This window comes from Arthrobacter ruber (genome assembly GCF_002954225.1).
Lineage (GTDB): Bacteria > Actinomycetota > Actinomycetes > Actinomycetales > Micrococcaceae > Arthrobacter_D > Arthrobacter_D ruber.
Window position 1 is genome coordinate 26,567 of the sequence record NZ_PPTH01000014.1, and the last position, 23,629, is coordinate 50,195.

The window sequence follows — 23,629 nt, forward strand, 5'->3', positions numbered from 1 at the left end:
GACCATGGAACAGGTCGACCGGCAGTACGAATTCCACCGCCTCGCTCTTGCGTGGCCGCAGCACCGCTGGTGGAGGCCGCTGCTCACGGCGCTGCTCGGGTTCGTGTTCTACACCGTCTTCGTGCTGGTGGTCCTGGTGACCGGCGTGGTCCTCGCCGCCCTCTCCCCCACCGGCATCGAGCCCTATTCCGACGCCCTGACCGTGCTGGACCTCGGCAACCCGGTGACGTTCGCCTTCACCCTGGTGTCGCTGATCCTGATGATCCCGGCCCTGGCGCTCGCCGTGCTGATCACGGGACCGCGGCCCATCGGCCTGCTCTCCTCCGTGGCCGGGCGCATCCGCTGGCGCTGGCTCGCCGTCTGTGCCGGCGCCGCGCTGGCGGTGTCCCTGGCGGGTCTCGCGGTCTCGGTCGGGATCGGTCTCCTGTTCCCTGCGGAGGCGGCGCCCGAACCCGTCCAGCAGGACACCACGTATCTGCCCCTCATGCTGGCCCTGACCCTTCTGGCCGTTCCGTTCCAGGCTGCCGCGGAGGAGTACGTGTTCCGGGGCTTCCTCATGCAGGCCATCGGCACCTGGCTGCGGCACCCCGCCTTCGCGATCCTGCTCCCGGTGCCGCTCTTCGTCCTCGGCCACACCTACGATCCGTTCGGCCAGATCACCGTCGCGCTCTTCGCCGTCGTCTTCGGATGGCTCAGCTGGCGCACCGGGGGGTTGGAGGCGGCGATCGCAGCCCACGCGATCAACAACATGACCGTCTTCGGGCTCGGCGCCCTGGGACTGGTGGACGTGAACTCCTCCGAGGGCTCGGTGGGCGGGCTCGTCGTGTCGGCACTCACCATGGGTGCGACGGCCGCCGTCATCGTGCGGCTCGCGGACCGCCGCGGGATCGAGCGCACGCGCACGGTGGCACCGCAGCCGCTGCTGCAGCCGGTCGGTCCGTCGCCGGTGTACGCACAGGCCGGGGTGGGAGGCCAGGGACCGGCATGGGCCCCGTTCCAGGTCCCGGCCACGTCTTGGTCCGGTGCCTACGATTCGTCGCAGTACGACTCCTCACGCTATGCGCCCGCACCAGGAACGGCACCGGCACCGTCGTACGCACGCCCGACGGCGCCGCCGGAACCGCAACCGGAACCGCAACCGCAACCGCAACCGCAACCGCAACCGCAACCGCAACCATATCGCCAGCCGAAGCCCCAGCCGACCGCAGGTGCGCACGCACCCGCTGCGCCCGGGACCGGACGGGACCACAGCACCGACCGCCACCCCTCCGGTCCGGCGCACCCGGCGGGTCCCGGCCATCCCTCCGGCACCCCACACCCCGCCGGACCGGGCCACCCCGGGGCTGCGGGCCACCGGGCGGACTGACCGGCACCCCGCACCCCGCCGGACCGAGCCACCCCGGGGCTGCGGGCCACCGGGCGGACTGACCGGCACCCGGACACGCCGGGCGTTCAGCCCTCGACCCGCAGGCCCATGCTCTCCGCGAGGAAGGGCGCCAGCAGCTGCAGCTGGTACTCGTCGACCGTCACACCCCGCAGGCCGTCGATCCCCTGGATACCCCGGAAGCTGCTGGTACGCAGGTCGGTGTCCCTGAGCTGCGCACCGTCGAGGGTGAGCGTCCCGATGGTGCAGTCCGTCAGGGCCAGGCGCGTAGCGCGTACGCCCGTGAGGTCCAGCTCGCCGATGATGCAGCCGCTCACCAGGACATCCGTGAGCCGGGCAGCGCGGAGATTGACGTAGTCGAGCTTCCCGCCGTCGAGGTGGACGCCGTCGAGCGTGCTGTCGTACAGCTCCGCGGAGCCCCACCGCGTACTGCGCAGCGACGTCTCGCGCCAGCTGCTGCGCGGGGCCCGGAAGACCGGGGCGAAGAGGTCCTGGAACGCGCACTCGATGAAGCGGGCTCCGCGCAGGTCCGTGTCGTTCAGGGACACGCCCTCGAGGACGCACTCCTGCAGAGTGATGCCGGCGAGCTCCCCACCGTCCAGATCCGCGCGCTCGTAGCGCTCACCTTCGCGATGGTCGCCGTCGAGCAGGCGGGGCTCCGCCACGAGGGTCGCACCCCGCGGAGCCCTGAGGGACAGGCGCGGTGCGGTGGTCGTGCTGCGTGCTGGTGGCCGTGGCATTACTTCATCAAACCATCCGCCGGAGTCGAACGGTTCACCTTCCATCATCCATCCCCTACAGTGGGCACCCCCTGTACCGCACGAGGATGGGAGTCGCCATGAAGACATCGGACAGCACGCCGGGCCCCGAGGGCGGACAGGAGGCCTCCCTCCTCAAGGTCCTGGGGAACTGGGATGCCCTCGCCCTCGGGTTCGGAGCGATGATCGGCTTCGGGTGGGTGGTCCTCACCGGCGGCTGGATCGCTTCCGCGGGTACCGGCGGCGCCGTCCTCGCGATGATCACCGGCGGCGTGATCATGGGCGTCGTCGGCCTGACCTACGCGGAGCTGACGGCGGCGATGCCGAAGGCGGGCGGTGAGCACAACTTCCTGCTCAGGGGCATGGGCCCGCACTGGTCCTTCATCGGATCCTGGGCCATCACCGGCGGCTACGTGACGATCGTCGCCTTCGAGGCCGTGGCGCTGCCGCGAACCGCCGAATACATCTTCCCGGGCCTCAGCCGCATTCCCCTCTGGACCGTCGCCGGGGACGAGGTACACCTCACCTGGGCGCTCATCGGCGCCGTCGCGGCCGTCGTGATCACGCTGATCAACATCCGCGGCGTCAAGATCGCCGGCACCGCGCAGACCTTCGTGGTCGTGTTCCTGCTGGTCATCGGGCTGATCCTGGTCGTCGGCAGCTTCACGGGTGGTTCGACGGCGAACATGCAGCCCTTCTTCACGGGCGGGTCCGCGGGCTTCTTCGCCGTCCTCGTGGTGGTGCCGTTCCTGTTCGTCGGTTTCGACGTCATCCCGCAGTCCGCGGAGGAGGTGGACATCCCCGCCCGGCAGATCGGCCGGCTCGTGGTCGTCGCCGTCGTCCTCGCGACCATCTGGTACGTGATGACCATTCTGACGACGTCCTCCGCCATGCCCGCGGACGAGCTCGCCACCGCGGACATCGCGACCGCGGACGCCATGGGTGCTATGTTCGGCACCGACATCATGGCGAACATCCTCATAGCAGGCGGGATCGCGGGAATCCTCACCTCCTGGAACTCGCTGCTGCTGGGCGCGTCCCGCCTCATGTACTCCATGTCCCGCTCCGGGATGCTCCCCCGCTGGTTCGGTGTGCTGCACCCCCGTTACCGGACGCCGGTGAACGCCCTGATCTTCATCGGCGCCCTGTCGTTCGCGGCCCCGTTCTTCGGCACGCAGATGCTCGGCTGGCTGGTGGACTCCGGCGCACCGAGCATCGTGCTCGCCTACATCCTCGTGGCGCTCGTCTTCGTGATCCTCCGCCGGCGCGAACCGAACATGGACCGTCCCCTGCGCGTCGGCGGAGCAGGCAGCGGAGGGACCGTGATCGGCTGGATCGCCGTGGTTCTCTGCGTGGGGCTGCTGAGCCTCTACCTGCCGGGGATGCCCGCGGCCCTGACACCGCCCCCGTGGATCCTGTTCGGCCTGTGGTGGGTCCTCGGGATCGTGTTCCTGCTGCGCATCCCGCGCGGGGTGGCACCGGGGCACGACGCCGAGGAGCGGCTGCTCGACCGTCTCGCGCAGCGCCGCTGACGGCCCGACCATCGGAGGATCGCCCCGGACACCGTGGTTTACTGGGGAGCAGTTCAGCCAGGGGGAGGAGAACCGATGAGCAGTGATCGCCTGCAGTCCACCTACGACCCGCGCTACGACGGCATCTACCAGCGCGGCGGCGGCGCGGAGACGTCCCCGGCGTCCCCGGCGTCCCCGGCGTCCCCGGCGTCGCACCGGGTGGAGCCTGCGGCACCGCAGGCTCCCGCCCTGCCGGTGCCGGAGGCGGCCGCGGACCCCTCGGCGATCCGCGAGGTGGTCCCGGAAACCCCCACGAGGCAGGATCACCGGGCTCCGCGCAACCCCTACGACCGGTGGGTATGGATCCTCGCAGGCGTCCTCGTGGCGTCCGGGATGTTCTTCCTCCTGGCTCCCATCCTGTACGAGCGGCAGTACCTGGAAGCCATGAACACCGCGCAGACGGGTGGCGGCTACGTCAACCCCTGGTACAACTACACGAGCCTGGCCGCCCCGGTCCTGCTGCTCCTCGGCGTCTCCACCGCCGTCGCCCAGCTCTTCGTGCTGTCGATCCGCCACACGCTCGGCCACCGCTGACCGACGATTCCCGCCACCCTCCCGCCCCGTAGGGTGGAGAGCATGGAATCACCGATCGAGAGCTACCTGCGGACCATCCACCGGGAGATCTCCGATCTCAGGGACGGCAAGCCCTACAGCACCATCCCCGCCATGGCGAACGTCGACCCCGACAACTTCGGCATCTGCCTGACTACCGTGGACGGATACATGTACGAGGTGGGTGACACGCGCGAGGAATTCACCATCCAGTCCATCTCCAAGCCCTTCACGTACGGGCTGGCGCTCGCCGATCTCGGCATGGAGGCCGTGGACGCGAAGGTGGACGTGGAACCCTCCGGGGACACCTTCAACGAGATCTCGCTCGCACCCGGCAGCGGCCGTCCCTCCAACGCGATGATCAACGCCGGCGCGCTCACGGCCACCTCCCTCGTCCGGTCGCGCGGCGGCAACACGCGCTTCAAGCGCATCCTCGGCACCTACTCGCAGTTCGCGGGACGCCAGCTCGGCGTCGACGAGGAGATCTTCCGCTCGGAACTGGAGCACGGGCACCGCAACCGCGCACTGGCGTACCTGCTGCGGTCCTTCGACATCATCGAGGACGATCCCACCCCGGTGATCGAGGACTACTTCCGGCAGTGCTCCGTGAAGGTCAACTGCATCGACCTCTCGGTCATGGCGGCCACGCTCGCGAACTCCGGGCGCAACCCGCTCACCGGCGTGGAGGTGATGGACCTGCTCGCCGTCGAACGGGTGCTGTCCGTGATGACCACGTGCGGGATGTACGACGACGCCGGCTCCTGGATCAGCACCGTGGGCATGCCCGCCAAGAGCGGCGTGGGCGGCGGGACCATCGCGGTCCTGCCGGGCCAGGTGGGCCTCGCCATCTACTCGCCGCCCCTGGACGAGCACGGCAGCAGCGTGCGCGGGATGGCCGCGAGCCAGCGCCTGTCCCGGGACATGGAGCTGCACTTCGTGCGGGCCGCCCGGGCCGGGAAGTCGGCCATCCGCGCCACCTACGACATCCTCGCGGCGCCGTCGGGCATCCGGCGGACCGACGAGGCCATGGACGTCCTGCGTGAGCACGGGCACCAGGCCATGGTGATCGAGCTCAACGGCGACCTCCTGTTCGCGGGCACCGAGTCCATGGTGCGCGAGCTGAGCGGGCTCGACGACGACGTCGACTTCGTGATCCTCGACCTGCGCCGCGTCGACGAGGTGGCCGACGTCTCCCTGCGACTGCTGGGCGAGGTGCGCGAGAACCTGTCCGTCGTGGACTGCGACCTCGTGCTCATCGACGGCGAGGGCACCCTCGCGGAGACCTTCAAGGACGTCGACCGGCCCGTGCCCACCTTCGACACGCGCACCGCCGCCGTCGAATGGTGCGAGAACGAACTCATCACCCGCTACGGCGGGGACATCATGCTCCCCGCGGAGGTCGAGGTGGCGCAGTGCCCGGCCCTCGGCCCCCTCACGGACGAGGACGTGGCAGCCCTGACGCTGCGGATGGAGGACCGCAGCTACGAGAAGGGTCACGTGGTGCGGCGCGTGGGGCAGAGCTTCGGCGGCGTGTACTTCATCCTCTCCGGCAGGATCGTCACGTCGGTGCCCGGGCCCACCGGCGAGCGCCTCAAGCTGACCACCCTGAGCGCCGGCATGACGTTCGGCGAGCTGGCCCTCGGCAGCGACAACCGCCAGGAGACCACGGTGAAGGCCCTCGAGGACGTGCACGTGAAGGTGCTGACGGCGCGGGCCATCGAGACGATCGAGCGGGAGGACCCGCGGCTCGGCGTCGAACTGTGGAAGGCGCTGACGCGGGATGCCTACACGCGCGTGGACCTGTACCTGCGGGAGACCGCGGTGCGGATCCGCGACTAGCGGGGACCCCGCCGCCCATAGACTGGCGACGGACGTGGCCGATCGGGCCGCCGGGAGGACGGGAGCCGCGATGACGGTGCTGATAGCGGGCTGCGGCGACCTCGGGACCGAGGTGGGACTGCGGCTGGCCGCCCGCGGCGAGCGCGTGGTCGGTTGGCGCCGCTCCCCCGGGCGCCTGCCGGAGGGCATCGAGGGCGTGGCCGCGGACCTGACGCAGCAGCTGCCGGCCGTGCCGCGGGACACCGACGTCGTCGTGATCGCCACCGCGGCCGGGGAGCGCAGCGAGGCCGCGTACCGCAGCGCCTACGTGGACGCGACACGCAACGTGCTCGACGCCCTCGAGCGCGACGGCGTCTCCCCGCGGCGGGTCCTGTTCGTCTCCTCCACCGCGGTGTACGGCGACTTCGGCGGCGCCCTCGTCACCGAGGGGTCACCGGCGGAGAGCAGCGCACCGACCGCGCGCCTGATCCGCGAGGCCGAGCAGGTGCTCCTGGACCGCTCGGAGCACGGCATCGTCCTGAGGCTCTCCGGGATCTACGGGCCGGGACGGACGCGCCTGATCGACCAGGTGACCTCCGGTACCGCGGTGCTGCCGGCGGCTCCGCAGTGGACCAACAGGATCCATCGCGACGATGCCGCGGCGGCGATCGTGCATCTCGTGACCGCGGTCGGGTCCCCCGCCCCCATCTACCTCGGCAGCGACGAACTGCCGGTGGACCTCGCGGAGGTGCTGGCGTTCCTCGCCGCCGAACTCGGGCTGCCCGAGCCGCCGCGTGGCGAGGCCGGCTCCACGCGCGGCGGCGCGCGCCGCATGGACAGCGGCCTGCTGCGCTCCACGGGGTTCTCCTTCACCTACCCGACGTACCGGGAGGGGTACCGGGCCGTCCTCGCGGGGAAGGGCGTCAGGCACCCGTAGCTGCGACGGCGGTGCGGGCCCGGGCCGTCAGGCGCCCCAGCCGCACGAGCGACCAGACGAAGATGCTCACCACGAGCAGGTTGCGCAGCGTGAGCAGGACGGCGACGGCGGGGCTGAGCTCGTAGCGCAGGGCGTCGTAGAACACGGGGTACACGAGGGTGGTGAGGCCGGCGGTCGCCAGCATCGCGAGCGCCGGGTAGCGCCACTCGGCTGCCCGGTCGAGCACGAGGCCCGCGGCGATCACGGCCGCGATCCACAGCATGAACTGCGGGGAGCCCACCTTGTTGAACACCACGAGGGTGCTCACGAGGGCGAGTGATCCCGCGGCCAGCAGGGCGCCGGCCTGCGCGCCGCGATGCAGCGCGATCGCGAGGAACGCGGCGACCAGCACCACGGTGAGCACCAGTAGCGGCGTCATCAGGTCCCCCACGAGCCCGCTCAGCGCACCCCGGACCTCCATGGTGTTGATGACCTCGTCCTCGAAGAAGTAGGCGCCCGACTTCCCCGTGATCGCCTGCCACACCCCCGGTGTGCTGAGCGGCGCCTCGAGCTGCATGCCGCGCGCCCCCTGGGCGCTGAGGAAACCCGTGAGGTTGCGGAGGTCGCCGAAGACCGCGACCACGCCTGCGATCCCGGCGGTGAGGGCTGCCCCGGCGCCGAGGATGCGCAGTCTCCCCGTCCGGACGACCACGAGCGCCGCGAGCACGACGGCGGCCGGCCACACCTTCATCCACGTGGCGGCGCTGAGGAGGAGGGACGCGGCGAACGGGCGCGCGCCGACCAGCAGCAGCGCCGTGATGACCAGCGGCGCCGTCAGGCCGTCGATCCTGCCCACGGCCACCGGCCCGAGCAGCGCCGTGGCCGCCAGCCACCAGTAGGCGGCGGTGAACGACGACGGCGTCCCGCGCCGCACCAGGGCGGCCGTGCCGACGGCGTTGAGCCCGGCGAAGAGCAGGAACCAGGTGAACTGGTAGAGGGAGGGGCCGAACACGGTGGCGAGGACCATGGGGGCCAGCGCACCCACCGGGTACACCCAGGCCGTGTCGATGCCTTGCCAGGTGCCGCCGTCGAGGGCGAGGTACGCCCATTCCCGGTAGAAGCGGACGTCGCTGAGCACGCCGCCGCCGAGGATGAAGGGCACCAGCCGCGCGAGGAACCCGACGTGGACGAGGCCGTAGAACAACCAGACCGAGCGGGCAGTGTTGCGCGTCTCCGGTCGGGGCAGGCGGATGCGCACGGGTGGCTCCTGGTCGGCGTGGATGGCGGCAGCCGCCAGTGTCTCACCCGTCGCGCGGCGGGCGCCAATTCCCTAGGGTGCCCCGGGCTCCGCGCCGGCCAGGACCTCCCGGGCGTGAGCGACGTCCTCGGCGAGCGCTGCGGCCTCCGTCGCGCCGACCAGGGACTCGGCGCGCTCGAGGGCGGCCCGGGCGAGTGCGTGGTCGCCGAGTCGGGCCAGGAGCTCCGCGCGGTACAGCCCGGCCCGTACCCGATCGGCGGCGGGCGCCTCGGGGTGGCGGGCGAGACCGCGGTCGAGGACGTCGAGGGCCACGCGATGGTCCCCGCGGGCGTCCCCCTGCCGGGCGGCCACCTCCAGGACCCGGGCCAGGCCCGTGACCCGCTCGGGTCCGTCGTCCTCGGTGTCGCCGATCCGTGAGATGCGCAGCCAGTTGCCGCCGACGTCGACCACGCTGAACCCGCTCGTGGTCCCCTGTTTGCGCCGGGGGCGCAGCAGGCGCGGGATGCCCGCGGAGGGGATCCGCCCGCGGGTGCGTCGGAGCCCGTCGGCGAACGTCCGATACAGGGCCTCCGCGTCCGGGACGGTGATGATCACGCTGCCCAGGGACGCGGCGGGGTCGATGCCGGGCACCGCGGAGAGGTGGATGCCGATGTCCTCGAGTTCGACGACGGCGTGCGGATTCGGGCGCACCTGCCGGTAGGTGCGCCGGAAGCCCAGGTCCTCGTAGAACCGGATGGCCTCGTCGAGGTCGGGGACCGTCAGGATCGGGTACATGCGTTCGCCGGCCACGCATCAATGCTGCACCCCGAGGGGCCCGCGGTCCATGGGCGTAGCCTGAAGCGATGCTGCGACGCGAGGTGTTCCCGATCATCAACTGCAGCGGGCTGGCGCGGACGGTCGCCTTCTACGAGCGCGTGTTCTCGGCCACCGAGCTCTACCGCTTCCCCGAGGAGGGAGAAGCGGTGTACGTGACGCTGCGGATCGGGGACGGCCAGCTCGCCCTGGGCTCCGGCACCGAGCCGGCGCTGTACGGCGCGACGCCCCGGCCCGCCACCGGCCACGCAGTGGACGTGTGCCTGTACGTGGACGACCTCCCCGCCGTCGTCTCCGCAGCCCGGGAGGCGGGTGCGGAGGTACCGTTGCAGCCGGCGCCGATGCCGTGGGGCGAGACCGTGGCGTACGTCCGCGACCCCGAGGGCACGATGCTGCTCGTCATCCAGGCTCCCGCGTAGGCGGATCAGCCGTTCGAGGGTACGTACCCCAGCGCCTTGTCGACGACGCCGGGCAGCGGCCGCCCGTCCAGCCACAGCAGGAGGTTCCGCTCGAACTGGGCCGCGAGGTCGTCCGGCCAGGAGTCGGCGTTGCTGGCCATGTGGGGCGTGACGAGCACCGAGGGCAGCGACCACAGCGGGTGCTCCCGCGGCAGCGGCTCGACGGCGAACGTGTCCAGCACCGCCCCGGCGAGCGTCCCGGCGCTGAGGCGGGCCACGAGGGCGGCCTCGTCCACGAGCCGCCCGCGCCCGGCGTTGATGAGCACGGCCCCGGCCTTCAGCGCGCCGATGACCTCGGCGCTCACGAGGTTCTCGGTGGCGGGCGTCAGCGGGGCCAGGAGGATGACGTAGTCGAACGCGCCGGCCACGCGTGCCAGGTCCGCGGCCGCGTGCACCCGCCCGAAGTCGTCGTCGTCCTCCCGTGCAGTGCGCCCGGCGCCCTCCACGCGCACCCCGACGGCCCGCAGGAGCCGCGCCGTGCAGCGGCCGATGCTGCCGGTCCCCACCACCAGGGCGGTGCTGCCGGCGATGTTGCGGCCCTCCCGCCAGGCCCAGCGCGCCTCGAGCTGCTGGTCCCTCAAGGGGCCGAACCCCTTGGCGGAGTACAGCATGGCGCCCAGCACGTACTCGGCCATCGGCCGGTCGAAGACACCGTGCGCGTTGGTCACGACGACGTCGGAGGCCGCCAGCGCGGGGAACAGCAGTTTGTCCACGCCCGCGGCGGCGACGTGGAGCCAGCGCAGTGAGCCGGCGGCGTGCCACGCGGCGGGCAGTGCGCCGGAGAAGTAGTCCCACAGGTAAAGGACCTCCGCGCCGTCGAGCGCCGCGGCGAGCCCGTCCGCCTGCGTCACCCGCACCTCGGCCAGTTCCTCGATCCGCTCGAGCCCCCGCACGGGCCGGGTCCCCTCGAGCACGGCGATCACGGGGCGCCTAGTCACCGGGCTGCTCCGCCCGGTGGCCCACGGGTCCGGGTTCGGCAGGTGCGTCCGTGGCCGCTCCGTCGGTTCCCCCGGCAGCGGCGGCCCCGGCCGGTACCGCCTCGGGGTTGCCGGAGGCCACGCCGGTCTCCGGGCGGTTCTCGATGGACAGGTCCCGCAGGTAGCGCAGGAGCACGATCGCCACGGCCGTCGTCGGCACGGCGAGGAACGCTCCGATGACGCCGAAGAGCGTACCGCCCACGGTGACGGATGCCAGGACGACGGCGGGGTGGATCTCGAGCGTGCGGCCCACGAGCAGGGGCTGGATGAAGTTGCTCTCGAGCTGTTGCACGAGCACCACCAGGCCGAGGACGATCAGAGCCGTCACCCAGCCGTAGGCGAGGAACGCGACGAGCGTCGCCACGAGCCCGGACACGATGGCCCCGACCACGGGGATGAATGCGGAGAAGAACACGAGCACGGCCAGGGGGATGGCGAGCGGGATGTCCAGCAGCACGAGGCCCAGACCGATGAACACGGCGTCCACGAGCGCCACGGTGGCCTGCGCGAAGATGTAGGAGGACAGCGTCTTCCAGGTGCCCCCGGCGATCGTCGAGGCGTGGGCGAACGCGGCGGAGTTGGTCCAGCGGGACGCCCACGGCAGGAAGCGGTCGCCGTCCTTCAGGCAGAAGAACGTGAAGACCAGTGCGAGCAGCACCACGACGGTCCCCGAGGTCAGCTCGCCCAGTCCCGCCGTGATACCGGAGACGACGTTCCCGACGTTCGCCTGCAGCTGGGCCAGGCCCGTATCCACGATGCCGTCGAGGTTCGCCGCGTCGAGGTTCAGCGGCGGACCGGCCACGAAGGCCGCCAGGTCCGCGACGTTGTCCCGTGCCAGGCTCGAGAGGTCTGCGACGCCGCTCGCGATGGCCGGGACGGTCAGCGCGCCGATCCCGGCGACGGCTCCGAGGAATCCGAACAGCGTCACGAGGGCGGCGAGCACCTTCGGCAGCCCTCTGCGCAGGAACCGGTTGACCGGCCAGAGGACCGAGGCGAGGAGCAGCGCGAACAGCGTGGGCAGGACGATGGACCACAGCATCCCGGTCACGTACCAGAGGATGACGAGCCCTGCGAGGACGATGATGCTGCGGGCCGTCCACACCGCGCTCACCCTGAGTCCGTCGGCGAAGGCGTGCGGCCGGAACCGGCGGGCCACCGAGGAGCCGTGCGGCTGCGCGGCCGGGACCGCCCGGGGCCGCCACCGCTTCCCGGGACGTGCGGCGGAGGTCTGGTCGTCCGGATTGCCGGACTCTTCGCGTGTCACACAGCCATCCTGCCCTAGTCTTCAGGGCATGAGTTGCGCATCCCGACCCGGGGGACACTGATGGTGCAGCAGGAGCGCGCCCGGTCCACACGCGCGGCCATCATCGGCGCCGCCTCACGGATCTTCGAGGAGAACGGCTACGGAGGAACCGCGCTGGCGGCGGTCGCCACGAGTGCGGGGGTCACCAAGGGTGCGCTGTACTTCCATTTCCCGGCCAAGGACGCCCTCGCCGTGGCCGTCATCGAGGAACAGCACGCCATCGCCTCCGCGGACGGCGAGCGGGTGCTGGCCCTGGGCCGGCCCGCCCTGGAGACACTGGTCCTCATCAGCCGGGGCTTCGCCGTGCAGCTCGTCGAGCAGCCCGTCACGCGGGCCGGCATCCGCCTGACCTTCGAGGCCTCCGCCTTCGGGCATGACGTCCGGAAGCCCTACCTCGACTGGTCGGAGCGCTCCGCCGCGCTCGCGCGGTCGGCGCAGGACGACGGCGACCTGCGCCCGGACCTGGATCCCGAGGCGTTCGCCCGCCTGGTCGTGGGCTGCTACACGGGCGTCCAGATGGTCTCCGGGATCCTCACGGGCCGGCAGGACGTGCTCGCCCGGCTCGGTGACTTGTGGGCGATGCTGCTGCCCGGCGTGGTGGCCGCGGACCGGCAGGAGCTCGCGCCCCGCCTCTCGCACCTCTTCCTGCACGGGACGACGACATGAGGGGGTGAAACCGGTCGTGTGGTTTGTTTTTGCCGCCGGCCCGGCTACTGTGATTCCTGGCACTGCAGGGGCTCCGTGGGGGAAGCCCTCTGCCTGACCTGCGAGGGTCGTGCCTGCGGGCGCCCGCGGTTGCGAACGGCCCGGCGGGGCGCCCGCTCCTCCTCCGCTCGAGGCCGGCCCTGACTAGAGTGGCACCCATGCACTACGTGAAACTCGGATCCACAGGCCTCGACATCTCGCCGATCGCCCTCGGCTGCATGAGCTACGGCACCCCGGACCGGGGGAACCACGCCTGGACGCTGCCCGAGGAGGAGAGCCGCCCCCTGATCCGCGCCGCCGTGGACGCCGGTATCAACTTCTTCGACACCGCGAACGTCTACTCGGACGGCTCGAGCGAGGAGATCGTGGGCCGGGCGTTGGCCGAGTTCACGCGGCGCGAGGAGACGGTGATCGCCACGAAGGTCCACGGGCGCATGCACGAGGGGCCCAACGGGGCGGGCCTGTCCCGCAAGGTGATCCTCGCGGAACTCGACAACAGCCTCCGCCGGCTCGGCACGGACTACGTCGACCTCTACCAGATCCACCGCTTCGACCCGGTGACCCCGTTCGAGGAGACCCTCGAGGCGCTGCACGACGTCGTGAAGGCCGGCAAGGTCCGCTACATCGGTGCGTCGTCCATGTACGCCTGGCAGTTCTCGAAGGCGCTCTACCTGCAGCGCATGAACGGCTGGACCCGCTTCGTGACGATGCAGGATCACTACAACCTCATCAACCGCGAGGAGGAACGCGAGATGTACGGCCTCTGCGCGGACCAGGGCGTCGGCGTCCTCCCCTGGAGCCCGCTCGCCCGCGGCAAGCTCGCCCGCGCCTGGGACGAGACGACGTCGCGCTCCGAGACCGACCAGTTCGGCAAGACCCTCTACGGCACCCTCGACGCCGACCGGCGCGTCTCCGAGGCCGTCGGCGTCGTGGCGGAGTCCCGGGGCGTGACCCGCGCCCAGGTGGCCCTCGCCTGGGTGTCCCGCAACCCCGTGGTGTCGGCGCCCATCGTCGGGGTCGGCAAGCCGCACCACCTCGAGGACGCCCTCGCCTCCCTGGACCTCGAGCTGACGCCGGACGAGATCGCCGCCCTCGAGGAGCACTACGTGCCGCACGCCGTCGTCGGCTTCTGACGCCCGCGGAGCGCCCTACCGTCATCGCCGCCGGGTAGCAAGGGCCTTCGCCCTGTGGGCGGTGTGTTGTACGTTGTGACCACCCTCACCCGGAAGGCACAACCATGACCATCTCCAGACGGCAGATCCTCGGCGGCGCAGGCTTCCTCGCAGCGGCAGCAGCACTCAACGGCTGTGCCGGTTTCTCGGGCAGCGGCGGTAACGACAGCGGCGGCGACGGCGACCAGAACACCCTCACGTTCACCACCTGGGGCAGCCCGGCCGAGGAGGAGGGCTTCCGGAAGGGCATCGCCGCCTTCGAAGCCGCCAATTCCGGCACGAAGGTGGAGCTCAACCTCGTCCCGTACGAACAGATCTTCACGAACATCGACGCGCAGCTGCAGGCCGGCACCGCACCGGATCTCTTCCGCGTGGACTACGGCACCATCGGCGCCTACAGCAGCCAGGACCAGCTCCTCGACCTCAGCAGCTACTTCGACACCGCGGCCGCCGAGGAGTTCCTCCCCGCGATGTGGCAGGCGGTGCAGTTCGACGGCAAGCCGTACGGCGTCCCCCACCAGACCGACACCTCGGCCCTGGTGTACCGCACCGATCTCTTCGAACAGGCCGGGATCACGAGCGTCCCCGACAGCCTCGACTCCGCCTGGACATGGGACGAGTTCCGACAGGTGGCCGAGCAGCTGCGCGGCTCCATCCCCGGCGACCTCTACCCCTTCGTGTACAACTGGCAGCTCGGCGGCTCCACCCGGTGGCTGAGCTGGCTGTTCCAGGCGGGCGGACGACTCTTCGACGAGGACCTCACCGGCTCGGCCATCGAGTCCGACGCCGGCAGGAAGGCGCTCGAGTTCACGCAGGGCTTCTTCACCGACGGCCTCGTGCCGCCGAGCAGTTCGGTGAAGTCCTCGACCTACGCCGACGACGCCTTCTCCGCGGGCACGACGGCGATGGCCTTCGTCGGGAACTTCGTGCTGCCCGGTCTCGAGGAGAACATCAAGGGCTTCGAGTGGGGCGCCACCTACCTCCCGCGCGACGAGCGCGGCGCGTGCGACCTCGGCGGGAATGCCCTCGTCGCCACCAAGAGCGCCCGCAATCCCGAGCTCGCGGCCGACTTCCTGAAGTTCATGACGCAGCCCGACCAGATGTCCGACTTCTGCGCCCGCGCCATGGAGCTGCCCACCCTGAACAGCCTCGTCGGCACCGAGCTGGACTACCAGACGCGGCCCGACATCGCGGGCATCTTCGTGGAGCAGGCCACCACCCTGGAGCCGGGCGACGTCCAGCAGCTCACCTCGCCGGCCATGGCGGCCATCAACCCGAAGCTGCGGGACGAGCTCGAGCTCGCCTTCACCCAGGGCCAGCCGGTGGAGCAGACACTCGCGAACATCGCCGCCGCCGTCGACGCAGCAGCCGGCTGATGTCCGCCGACACCTCGGCCCGCGAGGAGTCGACCGGCAGCACCGGCCCGCCACCGTCCCCCGCGGCGACCTATGCGGCGGGACCGGCCAGGGCCTCGCGGCAGCAGCGCTCCACCGGCGCCGCCGCGGGGTTCCTCGGCCCCAACATGATCCTGCTCGGCCTCTTCCTCTTCCTCCCGCTGGGCTGGGCGTTCCTCATCAGCTTCCAGGAGTCCAACGGCTTCGGGGCCAGCGGCTGGGTGGGCCTCGAGAACTACCGGCGCCTCGTCACGGACCCCACGTTCTGGCAGTCGGCGCTCAACACGGCCGTCTTCACCCTCATCACCGTGCCGTTGAGCCTGGCCCTCGGGCTCGGCCTCGCGGTGCTCATGAACTCGGTCCTGCCGGGCCGGAAGCTGTTCCGCACCCTGATCTACCTGCCGATGGTCATCTCCGGGATCGCCACAGCCCTCATGGGGGTCCTCCTGTTCGACGAGGCCACGGGCATCGTCAACAAGCTTCTCCGCGAGGGCGGGCTCGCCACCATCCCGTGGCAGTCGCAGGGCACGGCGGCCTTCGCCTCGATCGTCCTCGTGACCCTGTGGATCCGGGTGGGCTTCAACATGGTCATCTACCTGGCCGGCCTGCAGGGCATCTCCCCCGAGCTGTACGAGGCAGCCCGCCTCGAGGGGGCCAGCTCCTGGCAGCAGTTCCGCTACCTCACCGTGCCACTCGTCGGCCCGTCCACGTTCTTCCTGCTGATCATGGACGTCATCTACTCGTTCCAGGTCTTCGACACCATCTTCGTGATGACGGGCGGGGGCCCCGGCCGGTCAACGTCGGTCCTCGTCACCTACGCCTACGAGAACGGCTTCGTGACCCGCGACCAGAGCTACGCCGCGGCCATCGGGATCGTGATCTTCCTGATCACGCTCGTCTTCACGGCGATCCAGTGGAAGGGCAACCGGTCGAGGGACACGGTCGGCTAGTGGCAGGACCATCGGACGGTTCCCGGAACCCCATCAGACAAGGATCACCATGGCTCATCCACTGACCACCCAGGGCGGCGCGGCGACCCGCGTCCGGCGCGTGTCACCGGCCGAACGCGTGTCCACGATCGTCCGGCTGGTGACCGCCGTCGTCGTCGGCCTGGTGATGATGTTCCCGCTGTACTGGATGATCACCATCGCCTTCTCGCCGAGCGCCGACGTCGTCAGCCGTGAGCTGCACATCTGGCCGTCGGAGTGGACCCTCGAGAACTTCCGGACCATCTTCGGGAACTTCCCCACGGTCACCTGGTTCGGCAACTCCGTCGTGGTCACGGCGATCATCACGGCGCTCACCGTCTCGGTGAACCTGCTCGCCGGCTATGCCTTCGCCAAGCTCGACTTCAAGGGGAAGGGGTTCGTGTTCCTGCTGGTGCTCAGCACCATGATGGTGCCCGTCCAGGTGCTGATGGTGGCTCAGTTCCGCCTCGTGACCCAGCTCGGGATCTACGGCACGTTCTGGGCGGTCATCTTCCCGTCGGCGGCGTCGGCCTTCGGGATCTTCCTCGCCCGGCAGTTCATCATCGCCATCCCCGACGAACTCCTGGAAGCGGCCAAGATGGACGGCGCGGGGACCATCCGCATCTTCCTGCAGATCATCCTTCCCCTCTGCAAACCGCTCATCGCGGTTCTGGTGCTGCTCACCGTGATGTACCAGTGGAACGACTTCGCGTGGCCGCTCATCGCCCTGAAGGACGCCGAACTGTTCACCCTGCCCATCGGGCTGCTGTACCTGCAGGGTCAGTACGGGGCCGACTACGGCGCCATCATGGCACTGGCCCTGCTCTCCATCACGCCGATCATCATCATGTTCCTCGCGTTCCAGAAGTACTTCGTGCAGGGCCTCGCGCGCAGCGGCATCCGCTGACCATGGAGGAGGAAGCCTCACCAGCGGCGGAAGCCGCCCTCCGTGCTCAGCACCTGGCCCACCATCCACCGGCCCTCGTCGCCCAGCAGCCATGTGATGAGCCGTGCAGGGTCGTCGGGTTCACCGAAGCGCCCCGACGGGCAGTGCGCGAGAACGTCCTGCAGGGTCTCGAGCCGGCGGTCCGCCGTGGCGTCGTCGAGGTACCCCGTGTTCACAGGCCCGGGGTTCACGGTGTTGAGCAGGATGCGCCGGTCCACGAGGTGGTCGGCGACCGACGCCGTCAACCCGGCGAGCGCCGCCTTGGACGCGGCGTAGGCGATCTCCCCTGTCATCGGGCCGGCGACCTGCCCGGACGTCATCCAGATCACGCGCCCGCCCTCCCGTCCGTCGTGCTGCTCGGCGAAGTGTTTCGTCGCCAGGATGGTGGAACGCGTATTGACCTGCCAGTGGGCGTCCAGGTCCTTCCAGGAGATCTCGTCGAGCCGCCCGTCGCCCCCGCTCCTCGCGTGGTTGCAGACCAGTCCGTCGAGATGGCCGAGCGCGGAGCGCGCCTCGACGACGAGCCGCTCTGCACCGTCGTGCTGCGCGAGGTCGATGCTCGCATCGGCGAGTGGGGCGCCGTCCCGCAGCCGACCGCGGAGGGAGGCGACGACGTCGTCGACGCTGTCCGCGCCCCACGGCTGGTCGGCGTCGTGCGGGGCGTAGTGGTGCAGGAAGAGGCCGGCACCGAGGTCGGCGAGGCGCGCGGCGACGGCGTAACCGATGCCCCTGCGCCGGCTGACCCCGGTGACCACGAACGTGCGCCCTGCCAGGGAGGGTTCCATGCCCACCACCCTAGGACGCCGCACCTCGCTGGGCTGGAACCGCCACCGACCGTCCGCCTCCCGAGGAGATCCGTGCGCCGCCCGACGTCCCGCGTCCTCCTCCTGGCGGCCTGGAGCAGCGCGGTCCTCGCGCTCACGGCGTGCGCGGGTCCGGTGCTCGGCGTGCTCGATGAGGAGCAGGCGCAACAGGACGTCCTGACCATCCAGACGGACCTCGACGGCATCGACCTCGCCAGCACCCGTTTCCTGGCCGAGCGCGACGGCGTCGAGTACTTCGCGGCCACCCCTCTGGACGGCACGGGCGCTCAGGGCACCGTCTGCCTCCTCGTCGAGGAGGGTATCGGGGTGGGGCTGGAATGCACTCCGCTCGTGCGCGGTGCGGCCGGCGCCACGATCCGCGACAGCAGGGTCACCGCGGTGCTGCTCCCGGACGAGTTCGACAGGGACGCCCTGACGGCGGACGGCTTCGAACTGCCGCACCCCAATCTCGCGCTGCGCCCGGCGGATGCCGGCGCCTAGCATGGGAGATGCAGGAGGACTCTAGGAGGAGCCATGGCCATTGCAGAGGACGACGGCGGCGAACTGATCGTCGGGGACGTCACGCGGACCGGGGGGCGGGCGCTCGCCGTCGGGCTGTCCCACACCGCGGACGGGCAGGGACGGCCGATGGTCAGCGTCGGCTGGGTGGAGCAGGACCAGCACCTCGAGATCACGGTGGACGAGGCCCGGGCGCTGCGGGACGAGCTGTCGCGCATCATCGAGGATGCGGACGACGCCTAGGCCGAGACCTGCGTCTGTCCCACGGTGACGCGGTGGTTCTGCTCGCACTGGAAGACGGCGATCGTCCCGGCCGGGACAGGCCCTTCGGCCGGCCACTGGTCCTCGTCGAGTTCGATCAGGGCCGACCCGCAGCTGGGGCATCGGGTTTCCATCGGGTACGTCCTCTCCTGGCAGGGCGGCGGCTGGAGGCCGCTGCGTCCAGTACACACCGCACCGCCGTCACGGACCACCCGGCACCGTCCTGACCTGCAGCTGGACCGGCGCCCTCCCCCGCGCTAGTCGGCGCGGTGCGCCGTCCACCGTGCGCCCACGACCACGAGGCCTGCGCCCGCCGCGCACAGTGCAGCCGTCCCCCAGGGGAACGGCTGCGCACCGGCGATCAGGCGCGTGGAGGGGTCCTCGCCGGAGCGCATGATGGGTAGCAGTTCGACGGCGTGCGAGGCGTCGGCGAGCACCGAGCTGATCCGGTGGAGTGCGGGCACTGCCGGGCCGTCGGCGCCGAGGAGCGCCCGGTCCACGAGGTCGCGGCACCGATCGAGGACCGACAGCGGGAGGGCTGCTGCGACATTGCCCGGGGGCCGTCGCGTGACGACGGGGTGGGCGCGCGTCGGGGCGATCCGCCGCACCAGTTCCCACAGCACGCCCAGGACCTGCAGCTCCCGGCGGCCGACACGAGCCTGGAGCCGAGGGAAGAGGGCGTCCTCCTCGTCGCGGACGTCGTCGTCGAGCACCTCCGTGAGGCGGCCGAGCACCTGGGCGCGCTCGGGTGATCCGCCGTCGAGCCCTTCGAGCTTCTTCACCAGCTCGTTGACCTCCTGGTGCTCGCGCTCCACCTCGAGGGTCAGCTCCTCGCCGTCGGGCAGGACACGACGCAGCACGGGCCACAGCACGGACTCCTCCGCGAAGGCATGGGGGAACACCAGACGGTAGATGTCCAGCAGGACCGCGGCCTGGTCCTCGCCGGTGCTCCCCTTAAGCCGCTCCATGAGCGCACTCAGCCTCACGTGGTCCCGCTTCTGCCGCACGAGCACGCTGAGGGGGCCGCCGAGCTGATCGGTGGTCTGGTCTGCTACCGAGGTGTACAAGAGATCTCCTGGAACGGGTGGGACATCGGAACGGTGCCGGGCGCCTCTTCCATCTGTACCCGTCGGCGGACGATCCACACAGGCCGGATTGTTGTGGTCCCCCGAGGCATCGGTGCCTATAATCGGGCGTGCTCACCGCAGGAGTGGACCTTGCCGCCGCGTCGAAGGGCACAGCCCTTGCCGTCCTGGACCGGGAGATCACCGGGCGGTGGCCGCTGAGCGTCGCCACGGACCGGCTGGGGCTGACCGCGATGCACTGCGCTGTCCTGCTCGACACGATCGGCGACGAACTGGGAATCCCTGTGGATCGCTCGGGAGGCGGTACCGCCATCGAGGTGGACGAGCCCGCCCGACACCACGACCAGGCGCGCCGGGAGGGATGGATCGCACTGCCCGTGGGACGGTTGGGGGACCTCGCTCCCCGGTGAGGAGTGCCGAGCATGCCGACGGAAGGACACAGCACCCATGGACCTCGCGGAACAGGCGGCTACCCTCTACGTCCTGCCGCTCGACGAGTTCACCGACGCCCGGAACGCCGCCGCGAAGGAGGCAGCCCAGGCGGGTGACAGGGACCTCGCCGCCGCGCTGCGCAAGCTCCCCAAACCGGCGTCGGCCGCGTGGCTCGTCAACCTGCTCGTCAGCCGCCGCCGGGACGAGGTGCAGCAGGTCCTGGAACTCGGCGCCTCCCTCAAGGAGGCGCAGGCCGGTCTGGACAGGGCGCAGCTCCACGCGCTCGGCCAGCAGCGCCAGCGGCTCCTGGCCGCCGTCGCCCGGCAGTCCCTCGAGGCGGCGGCGGAAGTGGGGTACGACGTCGGATCCGGTGCCCTGCCCGGCGTCGAACAGACGCTGCGTGCCGCCCTCGCGGACCCGGCGGCAGCCGCGGCGGTGCTGACAGGGCGGCTCGTCCGCACCCTGGAGGCGTCGGGCTGGGACCCGGTGGACCTGACGGGCGCCGTGGGTGGCCCGTTCACCGCGCCCGGGCAGGAGGGCGACGGCGGGGACGACGCGACCTCGGACCGCGGGCGGAGCCCGAGGAAGCCGGGGGCCCACGAGCGCAGGGAGGCCGAGGCACGTGTTGCAGCGGCACGTGACGCACTCGCGGAGGCCGAGGACTCCGCCGCGGACCTGCGGCGGAGGTCGCAGCGTCTGGCGGTGCGGCGTGACGGGGTGGCCGCGTCGATCGAGGATCTCGAGGAGAGGCTGGAGGCGCTGCGCAGGGAACACGCCGACATCGACTCGGAGGCGGCCGATCTGGAACGGGCAGCCCGCGAGGCGGACGCAATTGTCCAGGGGGCGCAGGAGGAAATGGACCACGCCGCGGCGGACCGCGCAACCCTCGGTGACTGAGCCGGGCGGGGCACGCGCAGGACCCGCACTGGCCCACCTATCTCGGCAGGCTCGACACGGGCGCGTCCGGTCGATCCTCGGGGTCCCCATGAACCTCGGGGACGAAAGGCAGGCGGCGTTGAACGTCCATGCGGCCCAGCCCCGTGCCTTCGACCGCGCGGGTATCGAGGCGGCCGAGGCGCGCGCAGGGTCCGCCTCAGCCTCCCTGCGGTTCGCCGTGCGCGCAGCGTACCTGGACGACCGGCAGAAGGACCTCGAGACGGCCCTGACCTCACGCCGCGTCATCACCACCGCCGTCGGCATCATCATGTTCCAGAGAAACGTGAACTCCCCCGCTTCCCAGGCTGATGTCACCCGGCCCGCCTTGCGACGGGCCGGGTGACATCAGCGCAGACCGGCTGCCGGGCCCACCAGCCTGACGATGTTCCCCAGGAGCGCTGCGTTGAACTCGACGCCGAGCTGGTTGGGGATCGTCACCAGCAGCGTGTCGGCGGCCTGCACCGCTGCGTCTGCCGCGAGCTGGTCGGCGATGACGTCGGGGGGCCCGATGTAGCTTCGTCCGAAGCGGGACCGTGCACCGTCGAGGATCCCCACCTGGTCCGTCGACTCCCGCTGGGCGCGGACACCGAAGTAGTACTCGTCCGTCTCGCTGACGATGGGCAGGATACTGCGGCTCACGGAGACCCTTCCCGTCCCCTTGTGGCCTGCCTGCGCCCACGCCTTCCGGAAGACGTCGATCTGCTCGGCCTGCAGTTCGTCGAACGGCACGCCCGTGTCCTCGGTCAGCAGCGTCGAGCTCATCAGGTTCATACCCTGCTCCCCCGTCCACCGCGCCGTCGCCCTGGTGCCGGAGCCCCACCAGATGCGCTCGGAGAGTCCGGGCGAGAGCGGGTCGACGGGCAGCTTCCCGGTGCTGCCCGTCATGCGGGGGTTGGCCTCCGCGATACCGTGCCCGGCGATCGCGGCGCGGAACAGGGCCGTCTTGTCACGGGCGAGATCGGCGTCGGTGGAGCCGTCCCCGGGTACGTAGCCGAAGCTGCGGAAGCCCTCGAGGGCCGTCTCGGGCGAGCCGCGGCTGATACCGAGCTGCAGCCGCCTGTTGCTGATGAGGTCGGTGACCGCGGCTTCCTCGGCCATGTAGAGCGGGTTCTCATACCGCATGTCGATCACGCCGGTGCCGAGCTCGATCGTCTTCGTCCGTGCGGCCATCGCCGCCAGCAGCGGGAAGGGCGCTGAGTACTGCGGGGCGAAGTGGTGCACGCGCATGTAGGCGCCGTCGACGCCGAGCTCCTCCGCGGCCACGGCGAGTTCCACCGCCTGGACGAGGGCCTCGCGGGCCGTGGGGACGAGGGAGCCGCGCACGTCCTGGTAGTGGCCGAAGGACAGGAATCCGATCTTCTTCATGCCCCCTGTAGCACTGGGGAGCGTGCCCCCATTCCCGGGACCGGTGACTGCCCCTGCCGCAGCGTTCACGCGGGTGGATGCGGCGCGGCAGGGTCCGGGACGGCTGGCTCTCTCGCGGCGTCGGGCAGCGTCAGTCGCTGGCCAGGGCGCAGGCCCTCGGGCTCGACGTCGTCGTTGAGATCGGCGATCTCCTTCCAGTCGGCGATGCCGAGCCGCGTCGCGATACCGGACAGGGTGTCCCCCGCGACCACGGTGTGGATACGCCGCGGGGTGGGCAGCGGAATCGGGAAGACGGGCGGCAGGGTGGCCACCGGAGCACCGAGCCTCACGAGCGGGCCGATGTCGGTTGCGAACGGCCAGCCCAGGCTCTCGTCGATGGCCACGTTCCAGTTGAACGCACCCCGGAGTCCGGGATGGCGGGCTGCCACGGTCTTCCATGCGCCCTCGACGACGGCACTGGTGGAGTAGTTTGCCGCGTTGCTCAGGCCGAACCCGACGCCGACACGGCCGGCGTCGCCCATCCGCACCACCCATTCGTCGACGGACCGCACGATGTAGTTCTCGGCGGCAAGGTCGGGACCGTCGTAGTACTGCGGGTTGACCATGTCCAGGACACCCGCGTCGATCATCGCCCTGCAGTGCGCCATGTCGACCGCACGCCAGGGCGCGGGTGGACTGGTGATCGCGAAGTCCTGCCCGTACAGGGTCTTGAGCTGCTGGGAGACCCAGATCATCTGCTCGGTGTTGGGTTGCTGGTCGCCCTCGTAGTTGTTCCAGTCGAGCCCGTCGAAGCCGCCGAGCTCCCCGTAGATGCGCTCGATGCTGTCCAGGAAGGCCTGGGCACGCGCGCGTGTAGAGATGTCCACGTTCGCCTGTGCGCCCCCGACCGTGAGGATCGCCGTCCGTGTCCTGCGGAACTCGGCCAGGTCCGCCGTGAAGTGGGTGGCCGCTCCGCGTCCGTCGCCGGGATCGTTCCACTGCACGGCACCGGTGGTACCTGGCGCGCCGCCGACGGGAGTCGCGTAGAACAGGAAGACGGTGTTGTAGTGCGCGGGGACGTCCCTGAGACGCACCGGCGACCCCCAATGGGTCCAGTAGCCCGCGACCACGCGGTTCGGCAGTGGGGTCATGACCTTGCTCCTGGGTGTCGGGAGGGGCTTGTCGTAGGGGTGGGTGAGGGTCGGGAGCGCGGCAGCCCAGGCTGCTCCGACGACGAACGAGCGGCGGGTGATCAT

26 protein-coding genes are annotated in these 23,629 nt (G+C 70.9%); 16 read left to right on the forward strand and 10 right to left on the reverse strand.

The window, feature by feature from the left end:
• The first annotated feature begins 4 nt into the window (after positions 1 to 4).
• Positions 5 to 1,366, forward strand: coding sequence for a CPBP family intramembrane glutamic endopeptidase (locus tag CI785_RS05265; RefSeq protein ID WP_105031049.1), 1,362 nt, complete (start codon positions 5 to 7; stop codon positions 1,364 to 1,366).
• 86 nt (positions 1,367 to 1,452) lie between these two features.
• On the opposite strand, the gene CI785_RS05270 is transcribed toward CI785_RS05265, so the two are convergent.
• Positions 1,453 to 2,124 carry a pentapeptide repeat-containing protein gene (locus CI785_RS05270; protein WP_157940165.1) on the reverse strand — a complete coding sequence of 224 codons (672 nt, stop codon included), beginning with the start codon at positions 2,122 to 2,124 and terminating at the stop codon, positions 1,453 to 1,455.
• Positions 2,125 to 2,222: 98 nt separating this feature from the next.
• On the opposite strand from CI785_RS05270, the gene CI785_RS05275 reads away from it, so the two are divergent.
• From CI785_RS05275 to CI785_RS05290, 4 genes are all read left to right on the forward strand, one after another.
• A complete protein-coding gene (locus CI785_RS05275) occupies positions 2,223 to 3,674 on the forward strand; it encodes an APC family permease (RefSeq protein ID WP_105031051.1) in 1,452 nt (483 codons plus the stop codon).
• A 75-nt stretch (positions 3,675 to 3,749) separates the two neighbouring features.
• Positions 3,750 to 4,247 (forward strand): hypothetical protein, encoded by a 498-nt coding sequence (locus CI785_RS05280; RefSeq protein WP_157940166.1) that lies wholly within the window; start codon positions 3,750 to 3,752, stop codon positions 4,245 to 4,247.
• A 42-nt stretch (positions 4,248 to 4,289) separates the two neighbouring features.
• Positions 4,290 to 6,104 (forward strand): glutaminase A, encoded by a 1,815-nt coding sequence (glsA, locus tag CI785_RS05285; RefSeq protein WP_105031053.1) that lies wholly within the window; start codon positions 4,290 to 4,292, stop codon positions 6,102 to 6,104.
• Positions 6,105 to 6,174: 70 nt separating this feature from the next.
• Positions 6,175 to 7,020 (forward strand): NAD-dependent epimerase/dehydratase family protein, encoded by an 846-nt coding sequence (locus CI785_RS05290; RefSeq protein ID WP_105031054.1) that lies wholly within the window; start codon positions 6,175 to 6,177, stop codon positions 7,018 to 7,020.
• Here CI785_RS05290 and CI785_RS05295 read toward each other — a convergent pair.
• Complete coding sequence (locus tag CI785_RS05295) at positions 7,007 to 8,257, reverse strand: glycosyltransferase 87 family protein (protein WP_105031055.1); 1,251 nt, start codon at positions 8,255 to 8,257, stop codon at positions 7,007 to 7,009. The two genes, CI785_RS05290 and CI785_RS05295, sit on opposite strands and share 14 nt — an antisense overlap.
• A gap of 72 nt (positions 8,258 to 8,329) precedes the next feature.
• Positions 8,330 to 9,046 carry a VOC family protein gene (locus CI785_RS05300; RefSeq protein WP_205753566.1) on the reverse strand — a complete coding sequence of 239 codons (717 nt, stop codon included), beginning with the start codon at positions 9,044 to 9,046 and terminating at the stop codon, positions 8,330 to 8,332.
• Positions 9,047 to 9,099: 53 nt separating this feature from the next.
• On the opposite strand from CI785_RS05300, the gene CI785_RS05305 reads away from it, so the two are divergent.
• The gene (locus CI785_RS05305) at positions 9,100 to 9,489 is read left to right on the forward strand and encodes a VOC family protein (protein ID WP_105031056.1); all 390 of its coding nucleotides are present in this window, start codon (positions 9,100 to 9,102) and stop codon (positions 9,487 to 9,489) included.
• Positions 9,490 to 9,494: 5 nt separating this feature from the next.
• Here CI785_RS05305 and CI785_RS05310 read toward each other — a convergent pair whose 3' ends face one another.
• Together CI785_RS05310 and CI785_RS05315 are read right to left on the reverse strand one after the other, a co-directional pair.
• Positions 9,495 to 10,466: a D-2-hydroxyacid dehydrogenase gene (locus tag CI785_RS05310; RefSeq protein WP_105031057.1), complete on the reverse strand. Its 972-nt coding sequence runs from the start codon at positions 10,464 to 10,466 to the stop codon at positions 9,495 to 9,497.
• Complete coding sequence (locus CI785_RS05315; protein ID WP_105031058.1) at positions 10,459 to 11,769, reverse strand: AI-2E family transporter; 1,311 nt, start codon at positions 11,767 to 11,769, stop codon at positions 10,459 to 10,461. The genes CI785_RS05310 and CI785_RS05315 overlap by 8 nt, the downstream gene beginning before the upstream one ends.
• Before the next feature lie 60 nt (positions 11,770 to 11,829).
• Here CI785_RS05315 and CI785_RS05320 point away from each other — a divergent pair, with 60 nt between their 5' ends.
• The 5 genes from CI785_RS05320 to CI785_RS05340 all read left to right on the forward strand — a co-directional run bounded on the left by CI785_RS05320 (position 11,830) and on the right by CI785_RS05340 (position 16,954).
• Positions 11,830 to 12,474, forward strand: a complete 645-nt coding sequence (locus CI785_RS05320; RefSeq protein ID WP_105031059.1) for a ScbR family autoregulator-binding transcription factor — start codon at positions 11,830 to 11,832, stop codon at positions 12,472 to 12,474.
• Between the two features lie 197 nt (positions 12,475 to 12,671).
• Positions 12,672 to 13,646 (forward strand): aldo/keto reductase, encoded by a 975-nt coding sequence (locus tag CI785_RS05325; protein ID WP_105031060.1) that lies wholly within the window; start codon positions 12,672 to 12,674, stop codon positions 13,644 to 13,646.
• Positions 13,647 to 13,750: 104 nt separating this feature from the next.
• Positions 13,751 to 15,061 (forward strand): ABC transporter substrate-binding protein, encoded by a 1,311-nt coding sequence (locus tag CI785_RS05330; RefSeq protein ID WP_105031061.1) that lies wholly within the window; start codon positions 13,751 to 13,753, stop codon positions 15,059 to 15,061.
• Positions 15,061 to 16,029, forward strand: a complete 969-nt coding sequence (locus CI785_RS05335; protein ID WP_105031062.1) for a carbohydrate ABC transporter permease — start codon at positions 15,061 to 15,063, stop codon at positions 16,027 to 16,029. The genes CI785_RS05330 and CI785_RS05335 overlap by 1 nt, the downstream gene beginning before the upstream one ends.
• A 49-nt stretch (positions 16,030 to 16,078) precedes the next feature.
• Positions 16,079 to 16,954 (forward strand): carbohydrate ABC transporter permease, encoded by an 876-nt coding sequence (locus CI785_RS05340; RefSeq protein WP_105031063.1) that lies wholly within the window; start codon positions 16,079 to 16,081, stop codon positions 16,952 to 16,954.
• 17 nt (positions 16,955 to 16,971) lie between these two features.
• Here the strand turns inward: CI785_RS05340 and CI785_RS05345 are convergent, their stop codons facing one another.
• A complete protein-coding gene (locus CI785_RS05345) occupies positions 16,972 to 17,778 on the reverse strand; it encodes an SDR family oxidoreductase (protein ID WP_105031064.1) in 807 nt (268 codons plus the stop codon).
• A gap of 72 nt (positions 17,779 to 17,850) precedes the next feature.
• On the opposite strand from CI785_RS05345, the gene CI785_RS05350 reads away from it, so the two are divergent.
• Entirely contained in the window at positions 17,851 to 18,297 is a 447-nt protein-coding gene (locus CI785_RS05350; RefSeq protein ID WP_105031065.1) for a hypothetical protein, read from the forward strand.
• A gap of 33 nt (positions 18,298 to 18,330) precedes the next feature.
• Positions 18,331 to 18,558: a hypothetical protein gene (locus tag CI785_RS05355; protein WP_105031066.1), complete on the forward strand. Its 228-nt coding sequence runs from the start codon at positions 18,331 to 18,333 to the stop codon at positions 18,556 to 18,558.
• Here the strand turns inward: CI785_RS05355 and CI785_RS17255 are convergent.
• Both CI785_RS17255 and CI785_RS05360 read right to left on the reverse strand, forming a co-directional pair.
• Positions 18,555 to 18,710, reverse strand: a complete 156-nt coding sequence (locus CI785_RS17255; protein ID WP_170068212.1) for a hypothetical protein — start codon at positions 18,708 to 18,710, stop codon at positions 18,555 to 18,557. The genes CI785_RS05355 and CI785_RS17255 overlap by 4 nt on opposite strands.
• 123 nt (positions 18,711 to 18,833) lie before the next feature.
• A complete protein-coding gene (locus CI785_RS05360; RefSeq protein ID WP_105031067.1) occupies positions 18,834 to 19,643 on the reverse strand; it encodes a hemerythrin domain-containing protein in 810 nt (269 codons plus the stop codon).
• Positions 19,644 to 19,771: 128 nt separating this feature from the next.
• On the opposite strand from CI785_RS05360, the gene CI785_RS05365 reads away from it, so the two are divergent.
• The 3 genes from CI785_RS05365 to CI785_RS05375 all read left to right on the forward strand — a co-directional run bounded on the left by CI785_RS05365 (position 19,772) and on the right by CI785_RS05375 (position 21,372).
• Positions 19,772 to 20,071, forward strand: coding sequence for a hypothetical protein (locus CI785_RS05365; RefSeq protein WP_105031068.1), 300 nt, complete (start codon positions 19,772 to 19,774; stop codon positions 20,069 to 20,071).
• Between the two features lie 37 nt (positions 20,072 to 20,108).
• Positions 20,109 to 20,990, forward strand: coding sequence for a transposase (locus CI785_RS05370; RefSeq protein WP_105031069.1), 882 nt, complete (start codon positions 20,109 to 20,111; stop codon positions 20,988 to 20,990).
• A gap of 88 nt (positions 20,991 to 21,078) precedes the next feature.
• Positions 21,079 to 21,372 (forward strand): hypothetical protein, encoded by a 294-nt coding sequence (locus tag CI785_RS05375; protein WP_157940167.1) that lies wholly within the window; start codon positions 21,079 to 21,081, stop codon positions 21,370 to 21,372.
• Positions 21,373 to 21,374: 2 nt separating this feature from the next.
• On the opposite strand, the gene CI785_RS05380 is transcribed toward CI785_RS05375, so the two are convergent.
• A complete protein-coding gene (locus CI785_RS05380) occupies positions 21,375 to 22,394 on the reverse strand; it encodes an LLM class flavin-dependent oxidoreductase (protein WP_105031071.1) in 1,020 nt (339 codons plus the stop codon).
• 65 nt (positions 22,395 to 22,459) lie between these two features.
• On the reverse strand, positions 22,460 to 23,629 hold the full coding sequence (locus CI785_RS05385) for a LysM peptidoglycan-binding domain-containing protein (RefSeq protein ID WP_105031072.1): 1,170 nt from the start codon (positions 23,627 to 23,629) through the stop codon (positions 22,460 to 22,462).